Here is a 25538-nt window from a genome sequence, read left to right as displayed (position 1 = left end):
AGCGCGCTACTCGGCCGCGGCGCGGATGCCCGGCATGTCGGGAAAGGTGCAGATCACGGTGGTGCCCTTGTCCTTGCCGGTTTCGATGCGAACGCTGCCGCCATGCAGCTCGACAAAGCTCTTGACGATCGACAGGCCGAGGCCGGCGCCGCGCCGGCGGCCGCCATTGGCGCGCGGCTCAAAACGGCGGAACACCGAATCGAGCAGGTCCGGCGGCATGCCGGGGCCGTCGTCATGAACCGAGAATTCCACCCCTTCCGCCAGCTGCCGGCAGGCGAGCGTGATGGTGCTGGCTTCCGGTGCGTAGTTGGCGGCGTTGCTGAGCAGGTTGTAGAGGATCTGGCGGACGCGGATTTCGTCACCGTGAAACGTCTTCGGCGCGGCAGCAGCGTCGACCGCGAGCCTGATCGAATGCTCCTCCAGCCGGTCGGCCACCAGTTCCGCGGCAGCGGCGATGGTGCGGTCGACCCGCACCTCGGAAATGTCGAGCTGCATGATGCCGGCATCGACCGTCGCCAGGTCGAGGATGTCGTTGACGATGGTGAGCAGGACCGAGGAGGACGAGCTGACATGCTCGACATATTCGTGCTGCTTCTGCGTCAACGGGCCGGTCGTCGGCAGCGATAGCAGTTCGGTGAAGCCGATGATGTTGGTCAGCGGCGAGCGCAGTTCATAGGAGACGTGCTGGACGAATTCGTTCTTGAGCTGGTCGGATCTTTGCAGTGCCTCGTTCTTGTCCTTCAGCGCCCGCTCGACATGGACGCTGTCGGTGACGTCGACGAAGGTCATCATCACCTGCCCATTGGGCAGCGGGATGATGGCGTAGCTCAGCACATTGCCGTTGTTGAGTTCGGCCTGGCCGTGGCGGTCGCGGCGTTCGTCATCGAACCCCGTGATGGCGGCCACGAAGCCTGGCCAGGGGCTGTCGACGGCTTGCCGGTCGCAAAGGTCACGGATGGTGGACACGTGCACATTTGGCTTGGTGGCCTCGGTGCTCAACCCCCAGAGTTTGGCAAAGGCAGGGTTCGACAGCCGAAGCTTGCCGTCAGGGCCGAACACCGCCACGCCCTCGGCAAGATTGTCGAGCGTCTCGCCCTGGACCCGCACCGCGGTCTGGTAGCGGCTTTCCAAGTCCATCTTCTCGGTCAGGTTCTCGAACACCCAGGTCACGCCGCCCTTGGGCTGCGGATTGGCGACGACGCGGATGGTCTTGCCATCCGGCAGATGCCACCAATGTTCCTGCGATTCGACGGCGCGATAGGCGCCGAGCAGGCCTTCCTTCCAGCGGCGCCATTCAGGCTGCTCGGCGATCTTGCCTTCGCTGCGCAGCCGGTCGAGCAGCAGGGCATTGTCGGGAGCGCTGTGCAGGAAGCCGCTGTCGAGACCCCATAGTTTCTGGAAGGCCTGGTTGAAGAAGCGCAGCTTCTCGTCGGTGTCGAAAATGGCGACCGCCGTGTTGAGCTGGTCGAGCGTGTCGGCGTGGCTCCGCACCGTCCGCTCGTATTCGCCGCGAACGGCCTCGATGGCGCTGGTGTCGCAGGCAAGGCCGGCCGCGCCATCCGCGCCGGCGAAATCGGTCACCGCGAACACGCGGCGATCGCCTTCGATCACGGTGGAAAGCGACTGCTCGAAGACCGGATGCGTCTTGTGCTGGGCAGAGATCGCGTCGCGCGCCTGGCCGCCCAGGAACTCCTTCGCCTCACGAACGGCGGTTTCGGCATTGTCGGCCTCGACCGCATCGGCATAGGCCCGGTTGACCCACTTCAACCGACCGTCCTCGCTGCGCAGCCATGCCGGCATCTTCAGCGCGTCGAGCAGGCCGATCATCGTGTCATGGTCGGCGGCCAGCCGCTGGTTCTCGATCTTCAGCCTGGCCTGGCTGCGTTGTGTCTCCGAAAGCGAGACGAAACGCACGAGCACGTGTGCTGCGCTCTTGCGGCCATGCACTTCGACCGGTGCGCCGGCTTGCGATTCGATGACGAGGTCGAAGGATTTCCCCTTTTCGCGCAACCCCGCGACGGCATGTTCGAGCGCCGCCGCCGAGCGCGGCATCAGCCAACGGCCGAAGGCGAGGAAAGCGGCCCGATCCTCGGGAGCGCCGCTTTCGACCGGCAATGTGCCGATCAGTTCGGGCTTCTTGTTTTCCGCGGCCCAGACGACGACGCGCTGGTCGCGCAGATTGAGCAGCGCCTCGGAGCGGCGCAGCGCCGCGTTGATGTCGGCGATGCGGCCCCTGAGTTCGACGTTTTCCGCCGAGGTACGGGTTCTTTCGCGGATAAGAACGATGGCCGACAAAAGTGCGGTGCCGGTCACGCCGACAAACACGGCAAGCTGCATGACGTCGACCGCGCTCATCGAAAAGCCTGACGCCGCCACAGCAACGGCTTCGGCATGCGCGACCGCACCGAACAAGGGGCCGGCAAGCGCGGAGGTGGCAAGGAACAGTCCTGCACGGGCACGCCAAGAAGGTCTCCCGCCTTGCAAGGCGGAACCGATGGTCCCCGAATCGTCATGGCCGCCGGAAACGGCCCGTCCCGCTCCGTGCGGGTGTTGCCCCGGCATGTCTTGGTCCTCTCCGCCGCCTGAATGCAAGACCGCCCTGATGCGTGCCTCTCTCGATCCCCTCTCGGGCCGGAAGCGTCGCGAATCACCTGACAATAAACCCTCGCCGAATCGCCGTGAAGGCGATAGCGCGCAAAAATAAAGCCGGGCGAAAAGTCAATCGCCCGGCGTCAATATCTGGTAGCAATTTTAGCTTTGGTTAATAGCGGTAGTGTTCCGGCTTGAACGGTCCCTGCTGGGTGACGCCGATATAGGCGGCCTGCTCGCCGGACAGTTCGGTCAGACGGGCGCCGAGCTTGTCGAGATGCAGGCGCGCGACCTTTTCATCGAGATGCTTGGGCAGGACATAGACCTGATTCTCGTACTGGCCGGGCTTGGTGTACAGCTCGATCTGGGCCAGCACCTGGTTGGTGAACGACGCCGACATGACGAAGCTCGGATGACCGGTGGCGTTGCCGAGATTGAGCAGGCGGCCTTCCGACAGCAGGATCATCCGCTTGCCGTCCGGGAAGGTGATCATGTCGACCTGCGGCTTGACGTTGGTCCATTTCAGGTTGCGCAGCGAAGCCACCTGGATCTCGTTGTCGAAGTGACCGATGTTGCCGACGATCACCATGTCCTTCATCGAGCGCATGTGGTCGAGGGTGACGACATCCTTGTTGCCGGTGGTGGTGATGACGATGTCGGCGGTCGGTGCCGCGTCTTCCAGCGTGACGACTTCAAAACCGTCCATCGCCGCCTGCAGGGCGCAGATCGGATCGACCTCGGTGACCTTGACGCGGGCGCCGGCGCCCTTGAGCGAGGCCGACGAGCCCTTGCCGACGTCGCCATAGCCGCAGACGACCGCGACCTTGCCGGCCATCATCGTGTCGGTGCCGCGACGGATGCCGTCGACCAGCGATTCCTTGCAGCCATATTTGTTGTCGAACTTCGACTTGGTGACCGAGTCGTTGACGTTGATGGCGGGGAAGGGCAGCAGGCCCTTCTTCTGCAGCTGGTAAAGCCGGTTGACGCCGGTCGTGGTCTCTTCGGTGACGCCGCGGATCGCCGCCTTCTGCTTGGTGAAGAAGCCTGGCGAAGCCTTCAGGCGCTTCTTGACCTGGGCGTAGAAGTATTCCTCTTCCTCGCTCAGCGGATTGGACAGCACGTCCTCGCCGGCCTCGGCGCGGGCGCCGATCAGGATGTACATGGTGGCGTCGCCGCCATCATCGAGGATCATGTTGGAGGTGCCGCCGTCGGCCCACTGGAAGATCCTGTCGGTGTAGTCCCAGTACTGCTCGAGCGACTCGCCCTTGACCGCGAACACCGGGATGCCGGCTTCGGCGATGGCCGCGGCCGCATGGTCCTGGGTCGAGAAGATGTTGCAGGAGGCCCAGCGGATATCGGCGCCGAGCACCTTCAGCGTCTCGATCAGCACCGCCGTCTGGATGGTCATGTGCAGCGAGCCGGTGATGCGCGCGCCCTTGAGCGGCTTCTTGTCGCCGAATTCCTCGCGGCAGGCCATCAGGCCCGGCATTTCGGTTTCGGCGATCTCGATTTCCTTGCGGCCCCAGCCGGCAAGCGAGATGTCGGCGACCACATAGTCCTTGCTACCCGTCATGGCAGTGCTCCGATGCGAATTGTTGTGCTGCGAATTGGTTGCGGATGCGCCCGCGCCGGTGGGCGCGTCGAAGGCGCGAATTGCCGGCCTGACTAGCAGATCGGTGCCGGAACGACAATGGGATATAAAGAAATCTTTATCCGTGCATGTCTCGAAGAGCTTCCTCGCTCCCGCGCGAAGATCAGCTTTCCTCGCCGAAGCGGGACGCCACCAGTTGCTCCAGCGCGTCGATGACCTGCAGCGCTTCCGGCCCGCTGGCGGTGACACGGATCGAGTAGCCGGGGCTTGCCGCCAGCATCATCAGGCCCATGATCGAGGTTCCGCCGACCTTGACGCCGTCCTTCTCGACATGCACCGAGGCGTCGAAACCGCTGGCCAGCTGGACGAACTTCGCCGAGGCGCGCGCGTGCAGGCCGCGCTGGTTGATGATGGGAAAGTCCCTGATGATCGGATCTTTGGCGATCTGGTCTTTTTCCGGGGACAGCGCGTTCATTTGCTGCTCAAAAGCTGACTGGCGACATTGATGTATTTGCGGCCGGCCGCCTGCGCCTCGTCGAGTGCCGCCGCCATGTTGTCGCCCTTGCGGATCGAGGAGAGCTTGATCAGCATCGGCAGGTTCATGCCGGCGATGACTTCGGTGCGACCGGACTCCATCACCGAAATGGCAAGGTTGGAGGGCGTGCCGCCGAACATGTCGGTCAGCACGATGACGCCCGTCCCGGTATCGACACGGGCGACGGCATCGACGATATCGCGGCGACGCTGCTCCATATCGTCGTCGGCGCCGATCGCCACGGTTTCGAAATTGTCTTGTGGCCCGACGACATGTTCCACGGCATGTCGAAACTCGGCGGCCAGTTGACCGTGCGTTACAAGCACGAGTCCGATCATTCTTTGGTGGCTCCCGTCATCGCCGCTTCACAGGCGCATTTTATGCTCGCCAGCCATTCCAGGCGGCGGGAGCGCTATCTTGTCGACGCGCGGCCGGTTGACAAGCCCCAAATTGCGCCGGCCCATGCCATTTTGACGCATTGCAGCAAAAAATCTTGAGCGGATCACAGAAAAGGCGCGATCGACAACCGCGCCATCACGACCGGCAAGGCGGCAACGATATTGCGTTCGGCGACATCGATGCGCGGCACCTGACAGCCGGCGATGCTGCTGCCGGCGTCCTCCTGAAAGCGCGCCGTTTCACCAGACGGCATCAGGCGGACATGCAGATCGACGATGCCGGCCGGCTCGAACGGCAGAGGTCGGGGTCCGAGCCCGGGCACCTCGACGAGGCCGGCGATGGTGGCGGGAGCGCGGCACAGCAACCGGCCCGCATGCGCCTCGACAAAGAGCTGATCGTCACCGATGAGCCGCGAGAACAATCCACGCTGGCGACAATGGTCGATGAGCGCCAGCGCCAGCGTCGTCTTGCCCGAACCGGATGCACCAGTGACGAGAATGCCGCGCTCGCCGATCAGGATCGCCGTGGCATGAATGTTCTCAGGCTGCACAACCGGATCAGTCCCGATCATGCTTCGGCCGGCAATGTCACGACAAAGCGCGCGCCTTTGATCTCGCCGGGCTTGGTGCCGGGGATGTTCTCGGCGGTCAGGGTGCCGCCATGGGCCTCGACGATCTGCCTCGATATCGACAGGCCAAGGCCCGAATTCTGGCCGAAGGCCTCGCCGGCCGGCCGGTCGGTGTAGAAGCGTTCGAAGATGCGGTCGATGTTGTCGGCGCGGATACCGGGACCGTTGTCGTCGACGGTGACGATGTTGAACTTGCCGGCGCGCGCCAACGACAGGCTGATATGGCCATGCTCTTCGGGAACGAAGGAGCGGGCGTTCTCGATCAGGTTGGTGATGACCTGACCGATGCGCAGATCATGGCCGACGACCACGTAGCCCTTGACGCCCTGCGGCAGTTTGGCGACCTTGAATTCGATCTCGACCGCCTTCTTGTTGCGGGTGGCTTCGCGCGAAACGGCGACGAGATCGGTGATGAATTTCTTCAGGTCGACCGTGCCTGCATCTTCGCGCGCCAGCTCGGCATCAAGACGGGAGGCATCGGAAATGTCGGTGATGAGACGATCCAGCCGCCTGACGTCGTGCTGGATGATGTCCATCAGCCGGTTGCGCGAATTGTCGTTCTTGGCCAGCGGCAAGGTTTCCACTGCGCTGCGCAGCGAGGTCAGCGGGTTCTTCAATTCGTGCGACACATCGGCGGCAAAGCTTTCGATCGCCTCGATGCGAGCGTAGAGCGCGTTGGTCATGTCGCGTATGGCGATCGACAGATTGCCGATCTCGTCCTGGCGATCGGAAAAGTCGGGGATTTCCTCACGGCTCTTGACGCCGCGCCGCACCCTCACCGCCGCCGCCGACAGCCGGCGCAACGGGTTGGCGATGGTGGAGGCCAGCAGCATCGACAGGATGGCGGTGACGAGGGCCGCGATGCCGAACACGCGCAGGATCGCCTTGCGCTCGGCGGCGACGATCTTGTCGATGTCGCCACCCTCGGTCGACAGCATCAGCACGCCCAGGACGGCGCGGAAGCGCTGGATCGGCACCGCCACCGAAACGATCTGCTCGCCCTGTTCGGAGATGCGCACGATGGTCGACGGGCTGCCGGTGAGTGCCTTGACCACTTCCGGGAACGTGGCGCCATTGCCTCCCGGCTGTTCGTGGTAGACCGGCAGTTCGGTGTTGCGGAAGAAATCGAAGACGAACTTCTGGATGCGCTCGACCAGATCGGGCTCTTCCTCTTCGACCGGCGGCAGGTCGTAGCGCAGGATCTGGCCGCGCGAATAGAGATGGCGCGAATCGAGCAGCAGATTGGCGTCGCGGTCATAGATGCGGGCGCGCGTCCGGGTCGGCGAGATCAGCCTTCTCAGCACCGGCGCTACGCGCTCCGGGTTGATCGGGAAGTCGAGATTGTCGAGCTGGTCGGAGCCCGGCCCGAGGCTTTCTCCGGCCTGCAGCTCCAGCAGCTTTTCGGGATCGATGCTGATCGAGTCCGTCTCGACCGTCGCCGACGCGGCGATGGCGCCGGCGATGATCTCGCCCTGGGTCATCAGGCTTTCGACGCGGGCGTCGATCAGCCCGTCGCGGAAGGTGTTGAGATAGAGGATGCCGGTGACCAGGACGGCCAGCCCGGCGAGATTGAGGAAGAGGATGCGCCGTGTCAGGCTGGAAAAGATATGATGGCCGAGGAAGCGGCGCATCGGCACCGTGATTTTCGACACGAATGACGGCATGATGCGCGACGGCCGCCTGGAGGCGCCCGCCGGTCTGCTTCGCTGTGCTTCCACTGCCATCGACTAGCAGTCCCTGCTGACTTACGCTTCGCGGAACCGGTATCCGACTCCGTAAAGGGTTTCGATCATCTCGAAGTCGTCGTCGACGGCCTTGAACTTCTTGCGCAGCCGCTTGATGTGGCTGTCGATGGTGCGGTCGTCGACATAGACCTGTTCATCATAGGCCGAATCCATCAGCGCATCACGGCTTTTTACCACACCGGGACGCTGTGCCAGCGAATGCAGGATCAGGAATTCGGTGACGGTCAGCGTCACCGGCTCGCCCTTCCAGGTGCAGGTATGACGCTCCTGGTCCATGACAAGCTGGCCGCGTTCGAGCGAACGGGCCTGCTGGCTGGGCGTCTTTGCCGCGGCCTCGCGGGCACTGGCGCGGCGCAGCACGGCGCGCACCCGTTCGACCAGCAGACGCTGCGAGAACGGTTTGCGGATGAAATCGTCGGCGCCCATCTTGAGGCCGAACAACTCGTCGATCTCGTCGTCCTTGGACGTCAGGAAGATCACCGGAAGGTCGGATTTCTGGCGCATCCGGCGCAGCAGCTCCATGCCGTCCATGCGCGGCATCTTGATGTCGAGGATGGCAAGATTCGGCGGGCGCGCCGCCAGCCCTTCCAGCGCCGACGCACCATCCGTGTAGGTCTCGACGCGATACCCCTCGGATTCGAGGGCGATCGATACCGATGTCAGAATGTTGCGGTCGTCATCGACAAGCGCGATTGTTGCCATTTCAAGCGGCTCCCTCATGAGCTGTCCCTTCTTTCGTAGAGAAGGGGCTTTTGCAGGACAAATTAGGTACAAAATGTGGCATAGGCCTTGTCCGCTGTCACGCGCGGCATGCCGGCGGCCACAATCCTACCCCGATATGGATTGGACGAACGAACACCGCCAATCCTTTGGGCAACCGCCAAACTTTTTGCACATATAAACGATTTAAACAACTTTCAAAATTTTTAAATCGATTAATGATTTGATATCATTTGGCTTTTCTGGTTCTGACGATCTCAGCCTGCGTAGTGGGCATGCCGGAAACGTGCCGGCAAAGATGCGTCAAACCCAAGAAGGGACACCAATGTCGGAAGTCGGCAAACGCAATCCTGCTTGCGCGATCGATCATATCGGCCTGAAAACCACCGGCGTGGTGCGCTATAATTTCGGTGCGGCGGCCCTTTACGAGGAATCGATCCGGCGTGGCGAAGCCCGGCTGACCGCACATGGCGCGCTGGTTGCCGAGACCGGCCAGCACACCGGCCGCTCGCCCAAGGACAAGTTCGTCGTGCGCGACGGCGCCTCCGAGCCGCATGTCTGGTGGGACAACAACAAGGCGATCTCGCCGGCCCAGTTCGAGACGCTGCTTGCCGATTTCACGGCGCATGCCGCGGACAAGGATCTTTACGTGCAGGATCTGGTCGGCGGCGCCGATGCGGAGCTGAAGCTGCCGACCAGGGTGATCACCGAACTCGCCTGGCACTCGCTGTTCATCCGCAATCTGCTCATTCGTCCCGATGCCGCCGCGCTCGGGCAGTTCGTGCCCGACATGACGATTATCGACCTGCCGTCGTTCCGCGCCGATCCCGTCCGCCACGGCAGCCGCACAGAAACGGTGATCGCCGTCGATCTCTCGCGCAAGATCGTGCTGATCGGCGGCACCTCCTATGCCGGCGAGATGAAGAAGTCGGTGTTCACCATGCTCAACTATCTGTTGCCGGCGAAGGGCGTCATGCCGATGCATTGCTCGGCCAATGAAGGGCCGGCCGGCGACGCCGCCATCTTCTTCGGACTGTCGGGAACCGGCAAGACGACACTGTCGGCCGATCCGTCGCGCACGCTGATCGGCGATGACGAGCATGGCTGGGGACCGCACGGCATCTTCAATTTCGAAGGCGGCTGCTACGCCAAGACGATCAAGCTGTCGGCGGAAGCCGAACCGGAAATCTTCGCAACCACGCAGCGCTTCGGCACGGTGCTGGAAAATGTCGTGCTCGACGCGGATGGCGTGCCGGATTTCAACGACGGAAGGCTCACCGAAAACACGCGCTGCGCCTACCCGCTCGACTTCATCCCCAACGCCAGCAAGACGGGACGCGCTAATCATCCCAGGAACATCATCATGCTGACCGCCGATGCCTTCGGCGTGATGCCGCCGATCGCGCGGCTGACCCCGGCGCAGGCGATGTATCATTTCCTGTCCGGCTACACGGCCAAGGTGGCCGGAACCGAAAAGGGCGTGACCGAGCCCGAGGCGACGTTTTCGACCTGTTTCGGCGCGCCGTTCATGCCGCGCCATCCCTCGGAATACGGCAATCTGCTGCGCGAGCTGATTGCCCGCCACGACGCCGATTGCTGGCTGGTCAACACTGGCTGGACCGGCGGCGCCTACGGCACCGGCAAGCGGATGCCGATCAAGGCAACGCGGGCGCTGCTTGCGGCGGCACTCGACGGCTCGCTGAAGACGGCCGGGTTCCGCACCGACCCGCATTTCGGTTTCGAGGTGCCGGTGGCTGTCCCGGGCGTCGACAGCGCCATTCTCGATCCGCGGTCGACCTGGGCCGACAAGACCGGCTATGACCGGCAGGCGGCAAGGCTGGTCGGCATGTTCATCGACAATTTCGAGAAGTTCGAAACCCATGTCGACGCCACTGTTCTGGGCGCCGCGCCACGCATGCAGGAAGCCGCCGAGTAGTCGCGACATCGCCTGCAGCCCAGCCCTGAAAGGCCCGGTCTCGATCGGGCCTTTCCTTTTTTGATCCGCCACGCCATGACTGCGGCATGGCCAGCGACGACAACATCATCATTGCCGACGATGCGGTGATCCACCCGGGCGACCTGCACGAGGACTTCATCCGCTCGTCCGGGCCTGGCGGCCAGAACGTCAACAAGGTGGCGACGGCGGTGCAGCTGCGCTTCGACGCGCAAAATGCGACGGGCCTGTCGGAGCGGGTGCGCGAACGGACGATCAAGCTTGCCGGCCAGCGTGCCACCAAGGACGGTGTCATCGTCATCGAGGCCGGCCGCTTCCGCACACAGGAACAGAACCGGGCGGACGCACGGGCAAGGCTCACCGCTCTGGTCGCCAAGGCCGCCGAACCGCCGCCGCCGCCGCGCAAGAAGACGCGGCCGTCGAAAGGGTCAGTGGAGCGGCGACTGAAGAGCAAGGCCGGACGCGGCACGATCAAGAAACTGCGCGGCCGGGTGGAAAACGATTAAGCACCACACCAATCGCGCGCAAAACGGCTTCCCATTTCGCACCGCAGATGCAAGGTTCCACCGTTGCCACAGCAAGGGAGACCAAAGATGGGCATGTTCGATTTCGTCAAGAGCGTCGGCAAGAAACTGGGCATCGGCGGCGAGGACGCCGCCCCCACGGCCGACACACTCAAGAAGGAGCTCGATTCGCACAAGCTCGGCACCGATGGCGTCGAGGTCGTCGTCAAGGGCGATACGGCGGTGTTGAAAGGCGTGGTCAAGGACCAGTCTATCTTCGAAAAGGCGGTCATCGCCGTCGGCAACACGCTCGGCGTGTCCAAAGTGCAGGCGGATGAATTGCAGGTCGCGCCGGACGCCGGCAAGGCAGCAAGCCCGGCCAAAGAACCCACCTTCTATACCGTCCAGAAGGGTGACAATCTCTGGAAGATCGCCGAGAAGAGCTATGGCAAGGGCCAGGGCGCCAAGAACACGGTCATCTTCGAGGCCAACAAGCCGATGCTGACCCATCCCGACAAGATCTATCCGGACCAGGTGCTGCGAATTCCAGACCCCGCCTGATCGGGCGCCTGCCAATTTGCCAAGAACGGCGGCTTTCGGGTCGCCGTTTTCATTTGGCGGTGTAATGCTTGGCTCCCGACGAAACGGATCAAGTGACCGACCTCATGCTCGTGCTGCCCAAAGGCGTCCGCCACATGCCGGCCTACCTGTCACGCAGCGTGCAGGAAGCGCTGGTCGAGGCGGTGAGAAGTATCGTGCAGCAAGCGCCGCTGTTCGTCCCGGCCATGCCGCGCACCGGCAAGGAGATGAGTGTGCGCATGACCAATTGCGGTCCGCTCGGCTGGGTCACCGACAAGGAGCACGGCTACCGCTATCAGCCGACGCACCCGGTGACCGGAATGCCATGGCCACCAATTCCGGACGGGCTGCTCGATCTGTGGCGGCAAGTGTCGGGCTATCCGCATCCGCCGGAAGCGTGCCTGATCAATTTCTATACGCCGGAAGCAAAAATGGGCCTGCACCAGGACCGCGACGAGGCTGACTTTTCGGCGCCGGTGGTCTCCGTTTCGCTGGGTGACGATTGCCTGTTTCGGGTCGGCCAGACGACGCGCGAGGGCGGCACGAAGTCGTTCCGGCTGAAAAGCGGCGACGTCGTGGTGCTTGGCGGCGAGGGGCGTCTTTGCTTCCACGGGGTCGACCGCATCTACCCCTCGACCTCGGCGCTGTTGAGGAATGGCGGCCGCATCAATCTGACGCTGCGGCGGGTGACGCGAGCCGGCTGCGATTAAAGCGCGTCGCATTGAAATGGATCCAGGCGACGCGCTTTAAGTCTTTGTTTTTATGCATGTCGTTGTCCCAAAACCGGGGCCACTTTTCGGCGGCATGCATTAACGAAATGCAAGAAAACAGCCAATCGACGTGGCGTCGTCACGGCTTCACGAGTGCTCCGTTGTCGCGCACATAGACGGTGATTTCCGGTTCGGTATGCAGCACCCGATAGTCGTTCAAGGCCGCCGCGATCCTCTTGTCCCTCAGCATCAAGGCGTTCCAAGAAGGGTCGGTTTCCCAGCCCGACAGCACGATATCGGGCTTTTCCGCCAGGATCTCGATGGCATCTTCACCAATGATCCGATCGCGGATGCCTTCCAGCTTCCGCCTCTGTACCGGATCGTCGGTGCCGCGGGCGAGTATTTCCGCATAGGATACCGCCCAGGCGCCTGGGTAGCGTGATATGTACCTGCCGCCGACCAGCCTGGTGAGGGGATGGGCAACCTGCATCTGACCCGCGATCGACACGATCGTAGGGTTTTCCACCGTGCCGCGGATCGCGGCGGCAGACCGCTCGACGGGTCCGCTGTCCGCCGTCAGCGCCGCGTGTTGTGCCCTGATCGTCATTTGCAGCACGAGCGCGCAGCCGAAGATCAGCGCGGCTTTGCGAACGGTGCCGGCGTCGCGGAGCTTGCCGAACCGCAACAGTTCGACGCCAAATGCCAACATCGCGACAACGACCATTGGAAGCGCGTGGTTTGGCCAGCCCTTGCCCATCACCAGGAACGCAGGAACAAAGCCGAGAGCGGTCGCCAGCAGAATCTTCGTATCCCAATGCGTGGTCCGCAGTCCGCCCGCTGCGATCACGGTTGCGACCGCCAGCAGCAGCACGATCCTTGGCCAATTCGCCAGATTGTCCATCAACGGAACACGCATGGGCAAATACACGTCCCTGACGAAGGGCAGAATCTCGCTGAAATAGGCGTTATCGAAGATTGCTATGGAGGCGACGTAGACGGCAACGATCGCGGCACCGAGGAGATTTTCCGCGACGAAGAATGGTTTCAGGGACCGCCGTTCGAACGCAAGCCACAGCGACGGCAGCATCAAGGCCAGCGCAAAATGCGGCGGCTTTGTCAGGACCACAACGCCGGCTCCCAATCCCGCCATGATGCGCTGGACAGGCGTCCCGGCGATGAAGTCCGGCATGCGTTGCCGTGCACATTGCAGCGCCAGCCAAGGCAGGATGGCGATCAGCGCGAAATGTTCGCGCTGGCCGAATTGATCCGGCAGGAAACACAGGATCAGGAACAGCGCGCCCGCTGCCGTCCAAAGAGCGCCGGGCCGCCGGTAGACCGGGTCGACGCTTGCGAGAGTTCGAGCGGAAAGAACCAAGCTGGCCACACCGAGGCAGATGACACCCAGCGTCAGCCAGAGTTCCGCGCGTATGCCAGTGAGTTTCTCCAACACCATGAACGGCATATAGAGCCAGATGGAGAAGGGTGGATTGACTTCGATCATATCCGTATTCAGTCGTTCTCCCCCAAGCAGCCGATCACAGACGATCAGAAGCCAGGACACATCGACATTGGTCAATATCGCGGCGGTCGAGAGCCAGGTCGCGTACGCTATGATCATGCAAGCCAGCAGCAATGGAACGGCATTCAGCTTGGCGAAGCGCAATGAGCGACCTTCGCCTGCCGGCAACCCGTCGATGGATTGCGAACTAGACACCACGGAAAACCCGGCGCCCGTGGATGACGCTGGTGTTGCTGCTGCCGTCGTCGACAAGAACGGTTTCCGCGGATGCGTCCAGCGTGTCGAGCAGTGTCACAATCCGCCGGATGAGCGGTGGACGTCCTGCTTTCTCGTTGAGGATCGGAATAACCGGAGAATAAACCGGGGTCTCTCGACCTGCGACACTGTCCGCATTGATCACAGGCTGCTCCCGACACCTGCTGGAATTAGCGTCGCAAGCTAGTCGGGATTGCCTAAGGTGCCGTTAACCGCGTCGTCACAGCTTTCTCAGCGCCACTTCCTCGATCAGATGGTCGGCGCCCTTGCGCAGGATGAGGTCGGCGCGGGCCCGCGTCGGCAGGATGTTCTCGCGCAAATTCTTCAGGTTGATGTTGGTCCACAGGCCTTCGGCGATGGCGCGGGCCGAATCCTCCGAGAGTTGCGAATAGCGGTGGAAGAAGGAATCCGGATTGCGGAAGGCGGTCTCGCGCAGCCGCATGAAACGGGCGGTGTACCACTGGTGGATCAGCTTCTCGTCGGCATCGATATAGATGGCGAAGTCGAAGAAGTCCGACAGGAAGGGCACGATCTTGCCGTCCTGCGGCAGCTTGCCCGGCTGCAGGACATTGATGCCTTCGAAGATCAGGATATCTGGCCGGTCGATGGTGACGAATTCGCCGGGAATGACGTCATAGGTCAGGTGCGAATAGAGCGGCGCGCGGACATTGCGCTGCGCCGACTTGATGCCCGACAGGAAGCGCAGCAGCGCGCCGACATCGTAGCTGTCGGGGAAGCCCTTGCGTTCCATCAAATTGTCGCGGCGCAGAACCTCGTTGGGCAGCAGGAAACCGTCGGTGGTGATGAGATCGACCTTGGGGCTCGACGGCCAGCGCGCAAGCAGCTCCTTCAACACGCGCGCGGTGGTCGATTTGCCGACCGCGACGGAGCCGGCAATGCCGATGATGAACGGTGTCTTGACCACGTCCACCGCGTTGAAGAAGGCCTGGCGTTGCCTGAACAGCAGCTGGCTCGCTTCGACATGAGCGGACAAAAGCCGCGACAGCGACAGATAGATGCGCTTGACCTCTTCGAGGTCGACCGGGTCGTTGAGCGACCGCAAGCGGCGGAATTCGTCCGCGCTCAGCGTCAGTGGCGTGTCGGCGCGGAATTGCGACCATTGCTCGGCGGAAAAGAAACGAAAGGGGGAATATTTCTCGGTTGGCGCGAGCTGATCCATCGAGATACCTGCCCTCCCTCGCGGTCAGCCCTGGGGCCGTGACGCCTTCTCGGCAATGCCCGAACGCCCTGTGCGACCTTCGAGTTCCCTAAGCACATCGCTCAGCGGAATCCCTGAGATGCCGAGAACGACGAGCCAATGATATATAAGATCGGCACTTTCCGAAACGAGACCCTGTTTGTCGCCCTTGACCGCGGCAATGACAGTCTCGATCGCCTCTTCGCCGAGCTTTTGCGCCGCCTTGTCGATGCCACGCGCGAACAGCTTGGCCGTCCACGACTCCGGGTCACCGGAATGGGCGCGTTCCCTGACGATTTTTTCCAGATCGGAAAGCGAAAACTCAGCCATGGCGCCAAGAGCCTTTTTCTTAGCCGGAAAGCCTCTAGGGCCGATCCGCGGACGAGTCCAGCCGCATCGGCAGGCCGGCCTTGGCCATATACGCCTTGGCCTGCCCTATCGTGTAGGTGCCGAAATGGAAGATGGAAGCCGCGAGCACCGCACCGGCATGGCCATCGCGAATGCCCTCGACCATGTGATCGAGCGTGCCGACGCCGCCGGACGCGATGACCGGCGCGCGCACGGCATCTGATATCGCGCGGGTGAGCGCGATGTCATAGCCGGCCTTGGTGCCGTCACGGTCCATAGAGGTCAACAGGATCTCGCCGGCGCCGCGATCGACCATCCGCCGAGCAAATTCGACCGCGTCGATGCCGGTCTTCTCACGTCCGCCATGGGTGAATATCTCCCAGCGGTCGGCCTCGCCGGCGCCGGACACTTTCTTGGCGTCGATGGCGACGACGATGCACTGGTTGCCGAACTTGTCGGCTGCCTCGGCGACGAAATCCGGGTTCTTTACCGCCGCCGTGTTGATCGACACCTTGTCGGCGCCGGCCAGCAGCAGCTTCCGGATGTCGGCGACCTGGCGCACGCCGCCGCCGACGGTCAGCGGCATGAAGCATTGTTCGGCGGTGCGGGCAACGACATCGAAGATGGTCTCGCGATTGTCCGATGAAGCGGTGATGTCGAGGAAGCAAAGCTCGTCGGCACCGGCCGCGTCATAGGCCTTTGCCGCTTCGACCGGATCGCCGGCGTCGACGAGATCGACGAAATTGACGCCCTTGACGACACGGCCGTTCTTGACATCGAGACAGGGAATGACGCGGGCCTTCAGCATCACCTTCCCTCAATCGTGGCGATGAGATCGTTGAGCAACTGGCCGACCAGCGGCGGGACATCGGCCTGCGCATCGAAGGCCGGATCGTAGGCGGAAACGGTGATGCCGACGACCGGCACCGCAAGCGCCATGGCGCAAGCCGCGTCGCGCAACTGTTCCGGGTTCGGCCCACCTTGGCGGACGTAGCGGTTGGCCTGCAATTCCTTGGGATCGTGTACGTCCAGATCGAGATGCATGTGCACCCGTTCGGCGCCGGCGACCTTCAGTCTTTCGGTCGCCTGGCCAACCCCGGGACATTCCGTCCGGATCACCGGCAAGGTCTTGAGCAGTTCTTTTTCCGCCGGATCGAGATCGCGTGCGTTGACCAGCACACAACGCGACGGATCGATCGGCTGGAAGCCGGGAATGGCCGCCGCCATCGGCCGCCAGCACAGGCCAAGCACCGTCGCCAGCGCCATGCCGTCGAGAAAGCCATATACGGATGTCTCGGGCGTGTTGAGGTCGCCATGCTGGTCGGCCCAGATGATTGCATCGGCATCTTCGCCAGCGACCGCGCCGGCGCTGGTCAGGCAATTTCCGGCCAGCACGATGGGAAACCGGCCCCTGTCGCAAGCCAGGCGAACCTCGGCCGCGACCGCGTTGCAGACGGCGAAGCCGGTGGCGATCTCGCGCTCCTGGTCGTCTTCGACCTTGCCGATGTCCTCGACCGCGACGTCGTGACCGGCCATGGTCAAGGCTTCGACGAGCCCGCCTGATATCAGCGCGTCCGGGCCCTGTCCCATGCCGCCATGGTAGTGGCCGCTGTCATAGGAGGCCAGGATGATGGAGATCTTCACGGCCGCGTCTCCTTCGCCGGCCGGCCCCGCAGGATCGCCAGCGCCTCGGCCGGATCGATGCGACCGTCATAGAGCGCCCGGCCGGAGATCGCGCCTTCGAGCTTTTGCGCATCGGGCATGGTCATGCGCACGATATCGGCGATCGAGGCGAGGCCACCGGACGCGATGACGGGAATAGACACGGCATCGGCGAGACTGATGGTGGCGTCCCAGTTGATGCCGGTCAGCACCCCGTCGCGGTCGATGTCGGTGTAGATGATGGCGGCGACGCCGGCGCCCTCGAATTTCTTCGCCAGTTCGATGACGCCGAGGCTCGATGCCTCGGCCCAGCCTTCGACCGCGACCTTGCCGCCCTTGGCGTCGATGCCGACGGCGACCTTGCCCGGAAATGCCTTGCAGGCCTGCTTGACCAGATCGGGGTCACGCACCGCCACCGTGCCGAGGATGACACGGGCCAGCCCCCGATCGAGCCAGTCCTCGATCTGCGGCAGGGTGCGGATGCCACCGCCGAGCTGGACCGGGTTCTTCGTTGCTTTGAGGATGGCGCCGACCGCCGCGCTGTTGACGCTCTGGCCCTGGAAGGCGCCGTTAAGGTCGACGACATGCAGCCATTCGAAGCCCTGCTGCTCGAAGGCTTTGGCCTGGGCCGCCGGGTCGTCATTGTAGATGGTCGCGGTCGCCATGTCGCCGTGCTTCAGGCGCACGCATTGGCCGTCCTTGAGATCGATGGCTGGAAACAGGATCATCCGTTCAGGCGCCTTCAACGATGACGAAATGGCCGGTCGAGGCGGCAAGCCTGAATTTCGAGGCATGCTGATATTCCGGCGAATGATAGCATTCGACCGCCTTGTCGTAGGATTCGAACTCGACCAGCACATGGCGATTGCCGGTCGGTCCCTCCGTGTTCTGATGGCGGCCGGCCCGCACGGCAAACTTGGCGCCGTATTTCGCAAACGCCACCGCGTTCGCCTCGATGTACTGCTTGTACATTTCGGGATCGCGGACATCGATCATCGCCATCCAATAGCCCTTCTTGCTCATGATGCCTCAAGGCCTCCAGCGCAGGAAATTGGTGATCAGCGCCAGGCCCAGCGCCTGGCTCTTTTCCGGATGGAACTGCGTGCCGACGAGGTTGTCGCGGGCGACGGTGGCCGTCACCGGGCCGCCATAGTCGGCGACCGCCAGAACCTCATCGGACTTCCGCGCATCGAGATGGTAGGAATGCACGAAATATGCATGCAAACCGTTGTTTCCGGTCGGAATGCCCGCAAACAGCGGATGCTCACGCATGAGTTCAATCGTGTTCCAGCCGATCTGCGGGATTTTCAGCGCCGGATCGGCCGGCGTGATCTCCTTGACGTCGCCGGCGATCCAGCCGAAGCCGTTGGTAACGGTCTTTTCCAGGCCGCGCTGCGACATCAGCTGCATGCCGACGCAGATGCCGAGGAACGGCCGGCCCTTGGCGATCGCGACGTCCTCCACCGCTTCCCACATGCCGTCGACGGCGCGCAAGCCGGCCGCGCAGTCGGCATAGGCGCCGACGCCGGGCAGGACGATACGGTCGGCCGTGCGCACCCGCTCGGCATCGGCGGTCAGGTCGATGTCAGCCGATATGCCGGCTTCGCGCGCGGCGCGCTCGAAGGCCTTGGTGGCCGAGCGCAGATTGCCCGAACCGTAATCGATGATCGCAACCCGCATGTCAGGTCCGTCCCGGGATGTGGGTCAGCCCAAGCGCCATGCCATGCTGCGACGGGCGCGCCAGGGCGGCATCCGGAACAATGCGCGGCAGCGGTGCGGCTTGATCGGAAAGCGCATCGGCTTCCAAGGCATAGCGCCTGTCGGCATCGTCGAGCCAACCGGCCTCGACCACGCCCCATTCATGCCAGCCGCGGCGGCGAAGTGCTGCTATGCGCAGGCCCTGCCCTTCCAGCCCGACATAAAGCGAAACCAGCAGCGACAGCAGCGAACCGGCCAGCCCGAGGCCGAGCTTTTGGCCAAGCATGGAAAGCAGGCCCATGACGACGAAGGCGAGCGCCGCCTCGATCCACAGCCGGTGCCAGGCGAACCACAGCGGCGGCACCAGGAAACCGAGCCAGGTAAAGCCATCGCGGACAAAGGCCGTTGCGTCGATCTTCTCGCTGCGGCCGGGCGGCTCCATCACGACATAAGCGGCCATCACGCTATCCCTTCAACGATCCCTTGGTGGAAGGAACCGCGTCCGGCTGGCGCGGGTCGCGTTCGAGAGCGGCGCGCAGGACGCGCGCCACCGCCTTGAAACAGGTCTCGGCGATGTGGTGGTTGTTGGCGCCATAGTGGTTGGTGACGTGCAGCGTGATACCGGCATTCTGCGCCAGCGCCTGGAAGAATTCGCGCACCAGTTCGGTGTCGAACGTGCCGATCTTCGGCGACGAGAAGGAAACGTTCCAGACCAGGAACGGACGGCCCGACACGTCGATCGCCGCGCGCGTCAGCGTTTCGTCCATGGCCAGGTCGATCGAGGCATAGCGCATGATGCCGCGCCGCTCGCCGAGCGCCTTGGCCAGCGCCTGACCGAGCGCGATGCCGGTGTCCTCGACCGTGTGGTGGTCGTCGATATGCAGATCGCCCGTGGCCTTGACCGTCATGTCGATCAGCGAATGGCGCGACAGCTGATCCAGCATATGGTCGAAGAAGCCGACGCCCGTCGCCATGTCTGATTTGCCCGAGCCGTCGACATGGACCGATACCGCGATATCGGTTTCCTTGGTCTTGCGGCTGACTTCGGCGGAACGGGACGCCATGGCCTTGTCCTTGTTGCAGGGCGTCAAAGCTCAGGAGGTTAAGCTTCGAGCGTTCCCAGGCTTGAAAACGAAAGCCTTCTAGCAGCATGATCCGGCGATTGCCAGTTGCCATCCCGGTCGCTATCGAGCCGTTTGCAATCACCGGGCCCATGCATACATATGGCCGATCACGTCACTCGTACCGCGCCAATCGCCTTTTTGGGATAGCGCGAATCGGAGCCAGGAAATGTCGAATGAACTGACCATGCACGCCACGACCATCGTGACGGTGCGCAAGGGCAACAAGGTGGTGATCGCCGGCGACGGCCAGGTCAGCCTTGGCCAGACCATCATGAAGGGCAATGCCAGGAAAGTGCGCCGCATCGGCAAGGGCGGCAATGTGATTGCCGGTTTCGCCGGCGCCACGGCCGATGCCTTCACGCTTCTGGAACGGCTGGAAGCCAAGCTCGAACAATATCCCGACCAGCTGACGCGCGCCTGCGTCGAACTCGCAAAGGACTGGCGCACCGACCGCTATCTGCGCCGGCTGGAGGCGATGATGCTGGTCGCCGACAAGTCGATCTCGCTGGCGCTGACCGGCACCGGCGATGTGCTCGAACCCGAACATGGCGTCATGGCCATCGGCTCCGGCGGCAATTACGCGCTGGCCGCGGCGCGCGCACTGATGGACACCGACAAGGATGCCGAGGAGATCGCCCGCAAGGCGATGCAGATCGCGTCCGACATCTGCGTGTACACCAACAACAACTTCGTCATCGAAACGCTCGATGCCGCCTGAAAAGGCTGGCCATGATCCCGAACCGCAGGACCGCGTAAGCGAAAAATGGAAACCGGTTTTCGGAGAAGATCATGGTCAAACAAGAAGTTAGTTATGATTTTCGGCCGGTGACCGAGAAGGACCTGCCGATGATCGCCGGCTGGCTCGCCGAGCCGCATGTCGCGCAGTGGTGGGACGACCCTGAGACGGAGATCGCCGGGATTCGCGATCATATCGACTCGATTTCCGTCGAGCCGCTGATCGTCGAGCTCGACGGCAAGCCGATCGCCTACCTGCAGAGCTACGATCCGCATCTGGAAGACGACCACCTCTATGCCGACCAGCCTTTCGGTACGCTGGGCATCGACATTTCGATCGGCCGGCCGGAGCTGGTCGGCCTCGGCCACGGCTCGGCGATCGTGCGCCAGTTCGTCGAACAATTGTTCGAGGAGGGCGTGCCCCGTGTCATCATCGACCCGCATCCGAACGATGCACCGGCGATCCGCGCTTATGAGAAAGCCGGCTTTGCCGCCTTTGACACCAGAACAACGGAATACGGGCCAGCCCTGATGATGGCGCGCGAAGCACCGCAGGAGGCCAGTTGATCAGCGCTGAAACACTCGATAAGGCAGTCGCAGCTGGTCTGATCTCGCAAACCACGCGGGATCAGCTGGAGGTCATGGAGCGCGGCGCCGCTCTCGCCCCCGAGGCCAGGCGCGCCGATGACGAGGGTGACGAGGAAAACCTGCGGCTGGTCGGCGGCGGTAACGATCTGTTTGTCACTGTGGGAACCGTTCTGCTCAGCGCCGGCTTCTTCTTTGTCCTCACCACCTTGCTTCCAGGCCAGACATTCTGGATCGCTGGCATCCTCGCGGTTTTTGCCTGGGCGCTCGCCGAAATTGTCACGCGTCAGCATCGGATGAAATTATCGTCGTCCGTGCTTGCCCTGATTTTCATTGTCGCCATTCTGGTTGCTCTGGCGCAGCAAGTGGAGGCCAGTTTTGGCATACGCGTTCCGGAGACGATCTGGCAACTGTTGGCGCTGCGCCAAACCGCTTCCCGGGCCGGATATGTTTTCCTGGGCGGGGGGATTGCGGCGGCGGCGATCTATTTCTGGCGTTTTCGCGTTCCCATCATTGCCGGGGCTATCGCCATCGCCTTCACACTGCTTGCCTTCTTGCAAACGGCGATAATCCTGTATGACAGTGTGACAACAGGCGCGATTGCGCCACCACGCCTTGAGGATGCTCCCGAACTGCTCCGCGCGGCACTCTACATGCCGCTGATCTGCGGCCTGATCGTGTTCGCAACGGGTGTAGCTTTTGACATTTACGACCGGGATCGACGCAGGATCTGGTCCGATTGCGCGTTCTGGCTGCATGTCGTCTCGGCACCCATGCTGGTGCACCCGCTCTTTATCATGGCAACCGGACAGAATGTCGTATTCGGGCACATCGCGCCGGACGCCAATGCAACCATCATGCTGGCGATTCTGATCCTTGGCTTCCTCTATATTGCACTCGCCATAGACCGCCGTTCGCTCTTGGTTCCTACCTTGGCCTATTTCGGCTCGCTGGGCATTTATTATCTGGTGAGTTCCGCCTCCGATTCGACCGGCATCCCGCCATTTGCCTTGATCCTGGTCTTTGTTGGCGCGTCGATTATCCTGTTTGGCGCCGGCTGGCAGCGTATCCGGCGAATGGTCGTCAAGCCCACCTTGCCGGCAGCCGTGATCCGCCGGCTGCCGCCGCTGAAGGCATGATGGACGCTGTAGTGGTGAGAAGCGACTTTCGAGAGGGCGATAGGGTATGAAGATTTCAGGCGACGACAAAACTGTCTCGGCCTACGAAAACAGCTGGCGGATGGGGCTGCTGATCGTGCTTGGCCTGATCATTGTCCAGGCCATCACGCTCTACCTGATGGGCCACCCGCCGATCTGCACCTGCGGCTACGTCAAGCTCTGGCACGGCGTGGTCAACAGTTCCGAGAATTCCCAGCACATTTCGGACTGGTACACGTTCTCCCACATCATTCACGGCTTCCTGTTCTACGCGCTGGCCAGGTATCTGTTTCCGCGCTCGCCGATCGGCTTGAGGCTGGCATTCGCGGTTCTCATCGAGGGCGGCTGGGAACTGCTGGAAAACAGCCCGTTCATCATCGACCGCTACCGCGCCGGAACGATCTCGCTCGATTACTACGGCGACAGCATCATCAATTCGGTGTCCGACACGCTGGCCATGATGCTGGGATTTGTGATGGCGCGAAGGCTACCTATATGGGTGATCGTCAGCCTCGCCATCCTCTTCGAACTCGGTACCGGCTATCTCATCCGGGACAATCTGACACTCAACGTGATCATGCTGCTGCATCCGTTCGAGGCCATCAAGCAGTGGCAAAGTGGAATTTAGTGATATGAGCACATTTTCTCCCCGCGAAATCGTTTCGGAACTCGACCGCTTCATCATCGGCCAGAAGGACGCCAAGCGCGCCGTGGCCATCGCCTTGCGCAACCGCTGGCGCCGCCAGCAGCTGGAGGGCCAGATGCGCGAAGAGGTGATGCCGAAGAACATCCTGATGATCGGGCCGACGGGCGTCGGCAAGACCGAGATCTCGCGCCGCCTGGCGCGCCTTGCCGGTGCGCCTTTCGTCAAGGTCGAAGCAACCAAGTTCACCGAAGTCGGCTATGTCGGCCGCGATGTCGAGCAGATCATCCGCGACCTGGTCGAGATCGCCATCGGCCTGGTGCGCGAGAAGCTGCGCGAGGACGTCAAGGCGCGCGCCCACATCAACGCCGAGGAACGCGTGCTGGAAGCGCTGGTCGGCAAGACGGCCAGCCCGGCGACTCGCGACAGCTTCCGCAAGAAGCTGCGCGACGGCGAACTCGACGACAAGGAGATCGAGATCGAGGTGGCCGATACCGGCACTGGCGGCATGCCCGGCTTCGAGATTCCCGGCATGCCGGGCGCCAATATCGGCGTGCTGAACATCAACGACATGCTGTCGAAGGCGATGGGCGGCAAGAAGACCAAGACGCGCAAGACGACGGTGAAGGAATCCTACGCGCTGCTGGTCAACGACGAGTCCGACAAGCTGCTCGACCAGGACGAGGTGGTGCGCCAGGCGCTGGATGCGACGGAGAATGACGGCATCGTCTTCCTCGATGAGATCGACAAGATCGCCTCGCGTGAAGGCGGCATGGGCGCCGGCGTTTCTCGCGAAGGCGTGCAGCGCGACCTGCTGCCGCTGATCGAAGGCACCACGGTGGCGACCAAGTATGGGCCGGTGAAGACGGACCACATCCTGTTCATCGCTTCCGGTGCGTTCCATGTCTCGAAGCCGTCCGACCTGCTGCCGGAATTGCAGGGCCGCTTGCCGATCCGTGTCGAACTGAGGGCGTTGGAGAAGGACGATTTCGTCCGCATCCTGACCGAGACCGAAGCCAGCCTGATCAAGCAGTATATCGCGCTGATGAAGACCGAGGGCGTCGACCTGACTTTCACCGACGATGCCATCGATTCGCTGGCCGGCATCGCAGTCGACCTCAACGCCAGCGTCGAGAACATCGGCGCCCGGCGGTTGCAGACGGTGATGGAGCGGGTGCTGGACGAGATCTCCTACGACGCGCCCGACCGCAACGGAACGAGCGTCACAATCGACGCCGCCTATGTCGAAAAGCATGTCGGCGACCTGTCGCGAAACACGGATTTGTCGCGGTTCATCCTTTAAACAGCGGCGCCGGACCAGTCCGGCGCCGGTTCAGGCAACACAACCCGGTACACAATCATGTGTGGCCAGATGGTACCATCTGGCCACCTTTCGTCTTGCCGGACATAGGGGCGCTCTCGACTCAACCCGGAGCACTACCCTAGTTTGCCCGCAAGATTTGCAGGCGGCGGGCGCATGAAAAAACTGATCCTGGTCATTCTCGGCTTGACGCTGGCGGCAACGCTGTTCGGCGCCGAGGCGGCAACGTTGGTGCCGGCGGGAAACCGCAATGCCGAGCAGCCCGAGATACCAGGAGCCTCGAGCCGGCGCACGCAAGCGACCAACACCACCTTCCAGGCGAAGTACCGCAAGGTCTACGCCCTGCTGCAGAACGACGCCGATCTGCGCGCCAAGATCAAGAAAGCAGCAGCCGCCTACGGCATCGATCCAATGCACATTGTCGGCGCCATCGTCGGCGAGCACACCTATAATGTCGACGCCTATGACCGGCTGCAGACCTATTACGTCAAGGCGATCTCCTACCTCTCCAGCAAGCTGTCCTTTGCCTATGACGGCGAGGACATCACCGATTTCGTGCAGCGGCCGGAATTCAAGAAATGCAGCATGTCGGACAGTTACGATGTGTGGGAGTGCCGCGAGCAGGTTTGGAACCATACGTTTCGCGGCAAGAGCGTTGGTGGCGAGAGCTTCCCCGACGACCGTTTCGGCGCCACCTTCTTCCAGCCGTATTATGCCGGCCAGACCTTCGGCCTCGGCCAGCTCAACCCGCTGACCGCCCTGCAGATGAGCGATCTCGTGCACAGGGTTTCGGGCCTGCCCAAGCTCGACGTCGGCGATCCCAACTCGGTCTACAAGACCATCATGGACCCGGACCTGACGCTGCCCTACGTCGCGGCGACGATCAAGAAATCGATCGATGCCTACAAGAGCATTGCCGGCTTCGACATTTCGGGAAATCCCGGGCTCACCGCCACGCTCTACAATGTCGGCAATCCGGAGCAGCGCGCCACTGCGCTGAAGGCGGAGAACGACAAGCGCCGCGCCGCCGGCGAGCCGGAAAAACTGCCGGAGGAAAATTACTACGGCTGGCTGGTCAACGACAAATTGTCCGAGTTGAAGGCACTGTTCTAGGGGCGTTCAGATAAGGGCCGCGAAGACATCGAATTCGCCGGCGTTTGCGCTGCCCCTCATTGCCCTGCTTTCAGCTTGGGTTCCTCGCCCCCACGAAGTGGGGGAGAGGTGGCTCGGCAAAGCCGAGACGGAGAGGGGGCCGCGCCCTACGAAAGCCCCCTCTCCGGCCGCTTCGCGGCCACCTCTCCCCGCTTCGCAGGGGCGAGGAACCCAAGTCCTGGGATGCC

The 25538-nt window shown here is 62.7% G+C and carries 30 protein-coding genes; 12 read left to right on the top strand and 18 right to left on the bottom strand.

The features are described 5' to 3' along the window. Positions 1–6: 6 nt before the first annotated feature. The 4 genes from BPNPMPFG_RS24585 to BPNPMPFG_RS24570 form a co-directional block, all read right to left on the bottom strand. Positions 7–2562, bottom strand: a complete 2556-nt coding sequence (locus BPNPMPFG_RS24585) for a sensor histidine kinase (protein ID WP_258591218.1) — start codon at positions 2560–2562, stop codon at positions 7–9. Between the two features lie 199 nt (positions 2563–2761). Beyond that, on the bottom strand, positions 2762–4162 hold the full coding sequence (ahcY, locus tag BPNPMPFG_RS24580) for an adenosylhomocysteinase (RefSeq protein ID WP_258591217.1): 1401 nt from the start codon (positions 4160–4162) through the stop codon (positions 2762–2764). A 181-nt stretch (positions 4163–4343) separates the two neighbouring features. Then, positions 4344–4655 (bottom strand): HPr family phosphocarrier protein, encoded by a 312-nt coding sequence (locus BPNPMPFG_RS24575; RefSeq protein ID WP_258591216.1) that lies wholly within the window; start codon positions 4653–4655, stop codon positions 4344–4346. Continuing rightward, the gene (locus tag BPNPMPFG_RS24570) at positions 4652–5053 is read right to left on the bottom strand and encodes a PTS sugar transporter subunit IIA (RefSeq protein ID WP_056589309.1); all 402 of its coding nucleotides are present in this window, start codon (positions 5051–5053) and stop codon (positions 4652–4654) included. The genes BPNPMPFG_RS24575 and BPNPMPFG_RS24570 overlap by 4 nt, the downstream gene beginning before the upstream one ends. Here BPNPMPFG_RS24570 and BPNPMPFG_RS24565 point away from each other — a divergent pair. Beyond that, complete coding sequence (locus tag BPNPMPFG_RS24565; protein ID WP_258597096.1) at positions 5000–5212, top strand: hypothetical protein; 213 nt, start codon at positions 5000–5002, stop codon at positions 5210–5212. The two genes, BPNPMPFG_RS24570 and BPNPMPFG_RS24565, sit on opposite strands and share 54 nt — an antisense overlap. A gap of 5 nt (positions 5213–5217) precedes the next feature. Here BPNPMPFG_RS24565 and BPNPMPFG_RS24560 read toward each other — a convergent pair whose 3' ends face one another. From BPNPMPFG_RS24560 to BPNPMPFG_RS24550, 3 genes are read right to left on the bottom strand one after another with little or no spacing between them, the layout of a single operon-like run. Next, entirely contained in the window at positions 5218–5685 is a 468-nt protein-coding gene (locus BPNPMPFG_RS24560; RefSeq protein ID WP_258591215.1) for an HPr kinase/phosphorylase, read from the bottom strand. After that, on the bottom strand, positions 5682–7466 hold the full coding sequence (locus BPNPMPFG_RS24555) for a sensor histidine kinase (protein WP_319945953.1): 1785 nt from the start codon (positions 7464–7466) through the stop codon (positions 5682–5684). Before BPNPMPFG_RS24555 ends, BPNPMPFG_RS24560 begins: the two co-directional genes overlap by 4 nt. 21 nt (positions 7467–7487) lie before the next feature. Next, positions 7488–8189: a response regulator transcription factor gene (locus tag BPNPMPFG_RS24550; RefSeq protein WP_013528337.1), complete on the bottom strand. Its 702-nt coding sequence runs from the start codon at positions 8187–8189 to the stop codon at positions 7488–7490. Between the two features lie 343 nt (positions 8190–8532). On the opposite strand from BPNPMPFG_RS24550, the gene BPNPMPFG_RS24545 reads away from it, so the two are divergent. The 4 genes from BPNPMPFG_RS24545 to BPNPMPFG_RS24530 all read left to right on the top strand — a co-directional run bounded on the left by BPNPMPFG_RS24545 (position 8533) and on the right by BPNPMPFG_RS24530 (position 11953). Beyond that, a complete protein-coding gene (locus BPNPMPFG_RS24545; protein ID WP_258591213.1) occupies positions 8533–10143 on the top strand; it encodes a phosphoenolpyruvate carboxykinase in 1611 nt (536 codons plus the stop codon). Positions 10144–10229: 86 nt separating this feature from the next. After that, a complete protein-coding gene (gene arfB, locus BPNPMPFG_RS24540) occupies positions 10230–10667 on the top strand; it encodes an alternative ribosome rescue aminoacyl-tRNA hydrolase ArfB (RefSeq protein WP_258591212.1) in 438 nt (145 codons plus the stop codon). Positions 10668–10754: 87 nt separating this feature from the next. Beyond that, positions 10755–11225 (top strand): peptidoglycan-binding protein LysM, encoded by a 471-nt coding sequence (lysM, locus tag BPNPMPFG_RS24535; protein ID WP_258591211.1) that lies wholly within the window; start codon positions 10755–10757, stop codon positions 11223–11225. A gap of 104 nt (positions 11226–11329) precedes the next feature. Continuing rightward, the gene (locus BPNPMPFG_RS24530) at positions 11330–11953 is read left to right on the top strand and encodes an alpha-ketoglutarate-dependent dioxygenase AlkB family protein (protein WP_258596901.1); all 624 of its coding nucleotides are present in this window, start codon (positions 11330–11332) and stop codon (positions 11951–11953) included. A gap of 139 nt (positions 11954–12092) precedes the next feature. On the opposite strand, the gene BPNPMPFG_RS24525 is transcribed toward BPNPMPFG_RS24530, so the two are convergent. After that, the gene (locus BPNPMPFG_RS24525; protein ID WP_258591210.1) at positions 12093–13040 is read right to left on the bottom strand and encodes a hypothetical protein; all 948 of its coding nucleotides are present in this window, start codon (positions 13038–13040) and stop codon (positions 12093–12095) included. A 15-nt stretch (positions 13041–13055) separates the two neighbouring features. On the opposite strand from BPNPMPFG_RS24525, the gene BPNPMPFG_RS24520 reads away from it, so the two are divergent. Beyond that, on the top strand, positions 13056–13619 hold the full coding sequence (locus BPNPMPFG_RS24520; protein ID WP_258591209.1) for a hypothetical protein: 564 nt from the start codon (positions 13056–13058) through the stop codon (positions 13617–13619). Positions 13620–13659: 40 nt separating this feature from the next. On the opposite strand, the gene BPNPMPFG_RS24515 is transcribed toward BPNPMPFG_RS24520, so the two are convergent. The 10 genes from BPNPMPFG_RS24515 to hisB form a co-directional block, all read right to left on the bottom strand. After that, entirely contained in the window at positions 13660–13872 is a 213-nt protein-coding gene (locus tag BPNPMPFG_RS24515; protein ID WP_258591208.1) for a glycosyltransferase family protein, read from the bottom strand. Positions 13873–13947: 75 nt separating this feature from the next. Then, complete coding sequence (gene coaA, locus BPNPMPFG_RS24510; protein WP_258591207.1) at positions 13948–14907, bottom strand: type I pantothenate kinase; 960 nt, start codon at positions 14905–14907, stop codon at positions 13948–13950. A gap of 24 nt (positions 14908–14931) precedes the next feature. Further along, positions 14932–15255 (bottom strand): phosphoribosyl-ATP diphosphatase, encoded by a 324-nt coding sequence (locus BPNPMPFG_RS24505; RefSeq protein ID WP_258591206.1) that lies wholly within the window; start codon positions 15253–15255, stop codon positions 14932–14934. Between the two features lie 34 nt (positions 15256–15289). After that, on the bottom strand, positions 15290–16081 hold the full coding sequence (hisF, locus tag BPNPMPFG_RS24500) for an imidazole glycerol phosphate synthase subunit HisF (RefSeq protein ID WP_413776804.1): 792 nt from the start codon (positions 16079–16081) through the stop codon (positions 15290–15292). Then, positions 16081–16917 carry an arginase family protein gene (locus BPNPMPFG_RS24495; protein ID WP_258591204.1) on the bottom strand — a complete coding sequence of 279 codons (837 nt, stop codon included), beginning with the start codon at positions 16915–16917 and terminating at the stop codon, positions 16081–16083. Before BPNPMPFG_RS24495 ends, hisF begins: the two co-directional genes overlap by 1 nt. After that, positions 16914–17663, bottom strand: coding sequence for a 1-(5-phosphoribosyl)-5-[(5-phosphoribosylamino)methylideneamino]imidazole-4-carboxamide isomerase (gene hisA, locus BPNPMPFG_RS24490; RefSeq protein ID WP_258591203.1), 750 nt, complete (start codon positions 17661–17663; stop codon positions 16914–16916). The genes BPNPMPFG_RS24495 and hisA overlap by 4 nt, the downstream gene beginning before the upstream one ends. A gap of 4 nt (positions 17664–17667) precedes the next feature. After that, a complete protein-coding gene (locus BPNPMPFG_RS24485; RefSeq protein WP_258591202.1) occupies positions 17668–17958 on the bottom strand; it encodes a DUF1330 domain-containing protein in 291 nt (96 codons plus the stop codon). A gap of 6 nt (positions 17959–17964) precedes the next feature. After that, entirely contained in the window at positions 17965–18615 is a 651-nt protein-coding gene (gene hisH / locus BPNPMPFG_RS24480) for an imidazole glycerol phosphate synthase subunit HisH (protein WP_258591201.1), read from the bottom strand. Position 18616: 1 nt separating this feature from the next. Then, the gene (locus BPNPMPFG_RS24475; protein ID WP_258591200.1) at positions 18617–19093 is read right to left on the bottom strand and encodes a DUF2628 domain-containing protein; all 477 of its coding nucleotides are present in this window, start codon (positions 19091–19093) and stop codon (positions 18617–18619) included. Between the two features lie 4 nt (positions 19094–19097). Continuing rightward, entirely contained in the window at positions 19098–19697 is a 600-nt protein-coding gene (gene hisB / locus BPNPMPFG_RS24470; protein WP_258591199.1) for an imidazoleglycerol-phosphate dehydratase HisB, read from the bottom strand. A 226-nt stretch (positions 19698–19923) separates the two neighbouring features. Between hisB and hslV the strand changes: the two genes are divergently transcribed. From hslV to BPNPMPFG_RS24440, 6 genes are all read left to right on the top strand, one after another. Then, complete coding sequence (gene hslV / locus BPNPMPFG_RS24465; RefSeq protein WP_258591198.1) at positions 19924–20475, top strand: ATP-dependent protease subunit HslV; 552 nt, start codon at positions 19924–19926, stop codon at positions 20473–20475. 71 nt (positions 20476–20546) lie between these two features. After that, entirely contained in the window at positions 20547–21059 is a 513-nt protein-coding gene (locus BPNPMPFG_RS24460; RefSeq protein ID WP_258591197.1) for a GNAT family N-acetyltransferase, read from the top strand. Beyond that, positions 21056–22216 carry a hypothetical protein gene (locus BPNPMPFG_RS24455; RefSeq protein WP_258591196.1) on the top strand — a complete coding sequence of 387 codons (1161 nt, stop codon included), beginning with the start codon at positions 21056–21058 and terminating at the stop codon, positions 22214–22216. The genes BPNPMPFG_RS24460 and BPNPMPFG_RS24455 overlap by 4 nt, the downstream gene beginning before the upstream one ends. A 46-nt stretch (positions 22217–22262) precedes the next feature. After that, entirely contained in the window at positions 22263–22862 is a 600-nt protein-coding gene (locus BPNPMPFG_RS24450; protein ID WP_258591195.1) for a DUF2585 domain-containing protein, read from the top strand. Positions 22863–22866: 4 nt separating this feature from the next. Next, a complete protein-coding gene (gene hslU / locus BPNPMPFG_RS24445) occupies positions 22867–24180 on the top strand; it encodes an ATP-dependent protease ATPase subunit HslU (RefSeq protein WP_258591194.1) in 1314 nt (437 codons plus the stop codon). Between the two features lie 174 nt (positions 24181–24354). Further along, a complete protein-coding gene (locus BPNPMPFG_RS24440) occupies positions 24355–25311 on the top strand; it encodes a DUF1402 family protein (RefSeq protein WP_258591193.1) in 957 nt (318 codons plus the stop codon). The last annotated feature ends 227 nt before the right edge of the window (positions 25312–25538 follow it).

The sequence above is a fragment of the Mesorhizobium sp. AR07 genome (assembly GCF_024746815.1).
Lineage (GTDB): Bacteria > Pseudomonadota > Alphaproteobacteria > Rhizobiales > Rhizobiaceae > Mesorhizobium.
The sequence above is the reverse complement of the archived record's forward strand: the minus strand, read 5'-3'. Positions and strand labels throughout refer to the sequence as shown.

Bases quoted from the DNA above. Each gene is read 5' to 3' on its own strand.
- BPNPMPFG_RS24555 (WP_319945953.1), bottom strand. From the start codon at position 7,466: ATGGCAGTGGAAGCACAGCGAAGCAGACCGGCGGGCGCCTCCAGGCGG.
- BPNPMPFG_RS24520 (WP_258591209.1), top strand. From the start codon at position 13,056: ATGCGGCGGCTTTGTCAGGACCACAACGCCGGCTCCCAATCCCGCCAT.
- hisB (WP_258591199.1), bottom strand. From the start codon at position 19,697: ATGGCGTCCCGTTCCGCCGAAGTCAGCCGCAAGACCAAGGAAACCGAT.
- hslV (WP_258591198.1), top strand. From the start codon at position 19,924: ATGTCGAATGAACTGACCATGCACGCCACGACCATCGTGACGGTGCGC.
- lysM (WP_258591211.1), top strand. From the start codon at position 10,755: ATGGGCATGTTCGATTTCGTCAAGAGCGTCGGCAAGAAACTGGGCATC.
- BPNPMPFG_RS24575 (WP_258591216.1), bottom strand. From the start codon at position 4,655: ATGAACGCGCTGTCCCCGGAAAAAGACCAGATCGCCAAAGATCCGATC.
- coaA (WP_258591207.1), bottom strand. From the start codon at position 14,907: ATGGATCAGCTCGCGCCAACCGAGAAATATTCCCCCTTTCGTTTCTTT.
- BPNPMPFG_RS24560 (WP_258591215.1), bottom strand. From the start codon at position 5,685: ATGATCGGGACTGATCCGGTTGTGCAGCCTGAGAACATTCATGCCACG.
- BPNPMPFG_RS24440 (WP_258591193.1), top strand. From the start codon at position 24,355: ATGAAAAAACTGATCCTGGTCATTCTCGGCTTGACGCTGGCGGCAACG.
- hisF (WP_413776804.1), bottom strand. From the start codon at position 16,081: ATGCTGAAGGCCCGCGTCATTCCCTGTCTCGATGTCAAGAACGGCCGT.
- BPNPMPFG_RS24545 (WP_258591213.1), top strand. From the start codon at position 8,533: ATGTCGGAAGTCGGCAAACGCAATCCTGCTTGCGCGATCGATCATATC.
- BPNPMPFG_RS24570 (WP_056589309.1), bottom strand. From the start codon at position 5,053: ATGATCGGACTCGTGCTTGTAACGCACGGTCAACTGGCCGCCGAGTTT.
- hslU (WP_258591194.1), top strand. From the start codon at position 22,867: ATGAGCACATTTTCTCCCCGCGAAATCGTTTCGGAACTCGACCGCTTC.
- BPNPMPFG_RS24460 (WP_258591197.1), top strand. From the start codon at position 20,547: ATGGTCAAACAAGAAGTTAGTTATGATTTTCGGCCGGTGACCGAGAAG.
- ahcY (WP_258591217.1), bottom strand. From the start codon at position 4,162: ATGACGGGTAGCAAGGACTATGTGGTCGCCGACATCTCGCTTGCCGGC.
- BPNPMPFG_RS24550 (WP_013528337.1), bottom strand. From the start codon at position 8,189: ATGGCAACAATCGCGCTTGTCGATGACGACCGCAACATTCTGACATCG.
- BPNPMPFG_RS24505 (WP_258591206.1), bottom strand. From the start codon at position 15,255: ATGGCTGAGTTTTCGCTTTCCGATCTGGAAAAAATCGTCAGGGAACGC.
- BPNPMPFG_RS24450 (WP_258591195.1), top strand. From the start codon at position 22,263: ATGAAGATTTCAGGCGACGACAAAACTGTCTCGGCCTACGAAAACAGC.
- hisH (WP_258591201.1), bottom strand. From the start codon at position 18,615: ATGCGGGTTGCGATCATCGATTACGGTTCGGGCAATCTGCGCTCGGCC.
- hisA (WP_258591203.1), bottom strand. From the start codon at position 17,663: ATGATCCTGTTTCCAGCCATCGATCTCAAGGACGGCCAATGCGTGCGC.
- BPNPMPFG_RS24585 (WP_258591218.1), bottom strand. From the start codon at position 2,562: ATGCCGGGGCAACACCCGCACGGAGCGGGACGGGCCGTTTCCGGCGGC.
- BPNPMPFG_RS24485 (WP_258591202.1), bottom strand. From the start codon at position 17,958: ATGAGCAAGAAGGGCTATTGGATGGCGATGATCGATGTCCGCGATCCC.
- BPNPMPFG_RS24525 (WP_258591210.1), bottom strand. From the start codon at position 13,040: ATGCTGCCGTCGCTGTGGCTTGCGTTCGAACGGCGGTCCCTGAAACCA.
- BPNPMPFG_RS24530 (WP_258596901.1), top strand. From the start codon at position 11,330: ATGCTCGTGCTGCCCAAAGGCGTCCGCCACATGCCGGCCTACCTGTCA.
- BPNPMPFG_RS24565 (WP_258597096.1), top strand. From the start codon at position 5,000: ATGTCGAAACTCGGCGGCCAGTTGACCGTGCGTTACAAGCACGAGTCC.
- BPNPMPFG_RS24475 (WP_258591200.1), bottom strand. From the start codon at position 19,093: ATGGCCGCTTATGTCGTGATGGAGCCGCCCGGCCGCAGCGAGAAGATC.
- arfB (WP_258591212.1), top strand. From the start codon at position 10,230: ATGGCCAGCGACGACAACATCATCATTGCCGACGATGCGGTGATCCAC.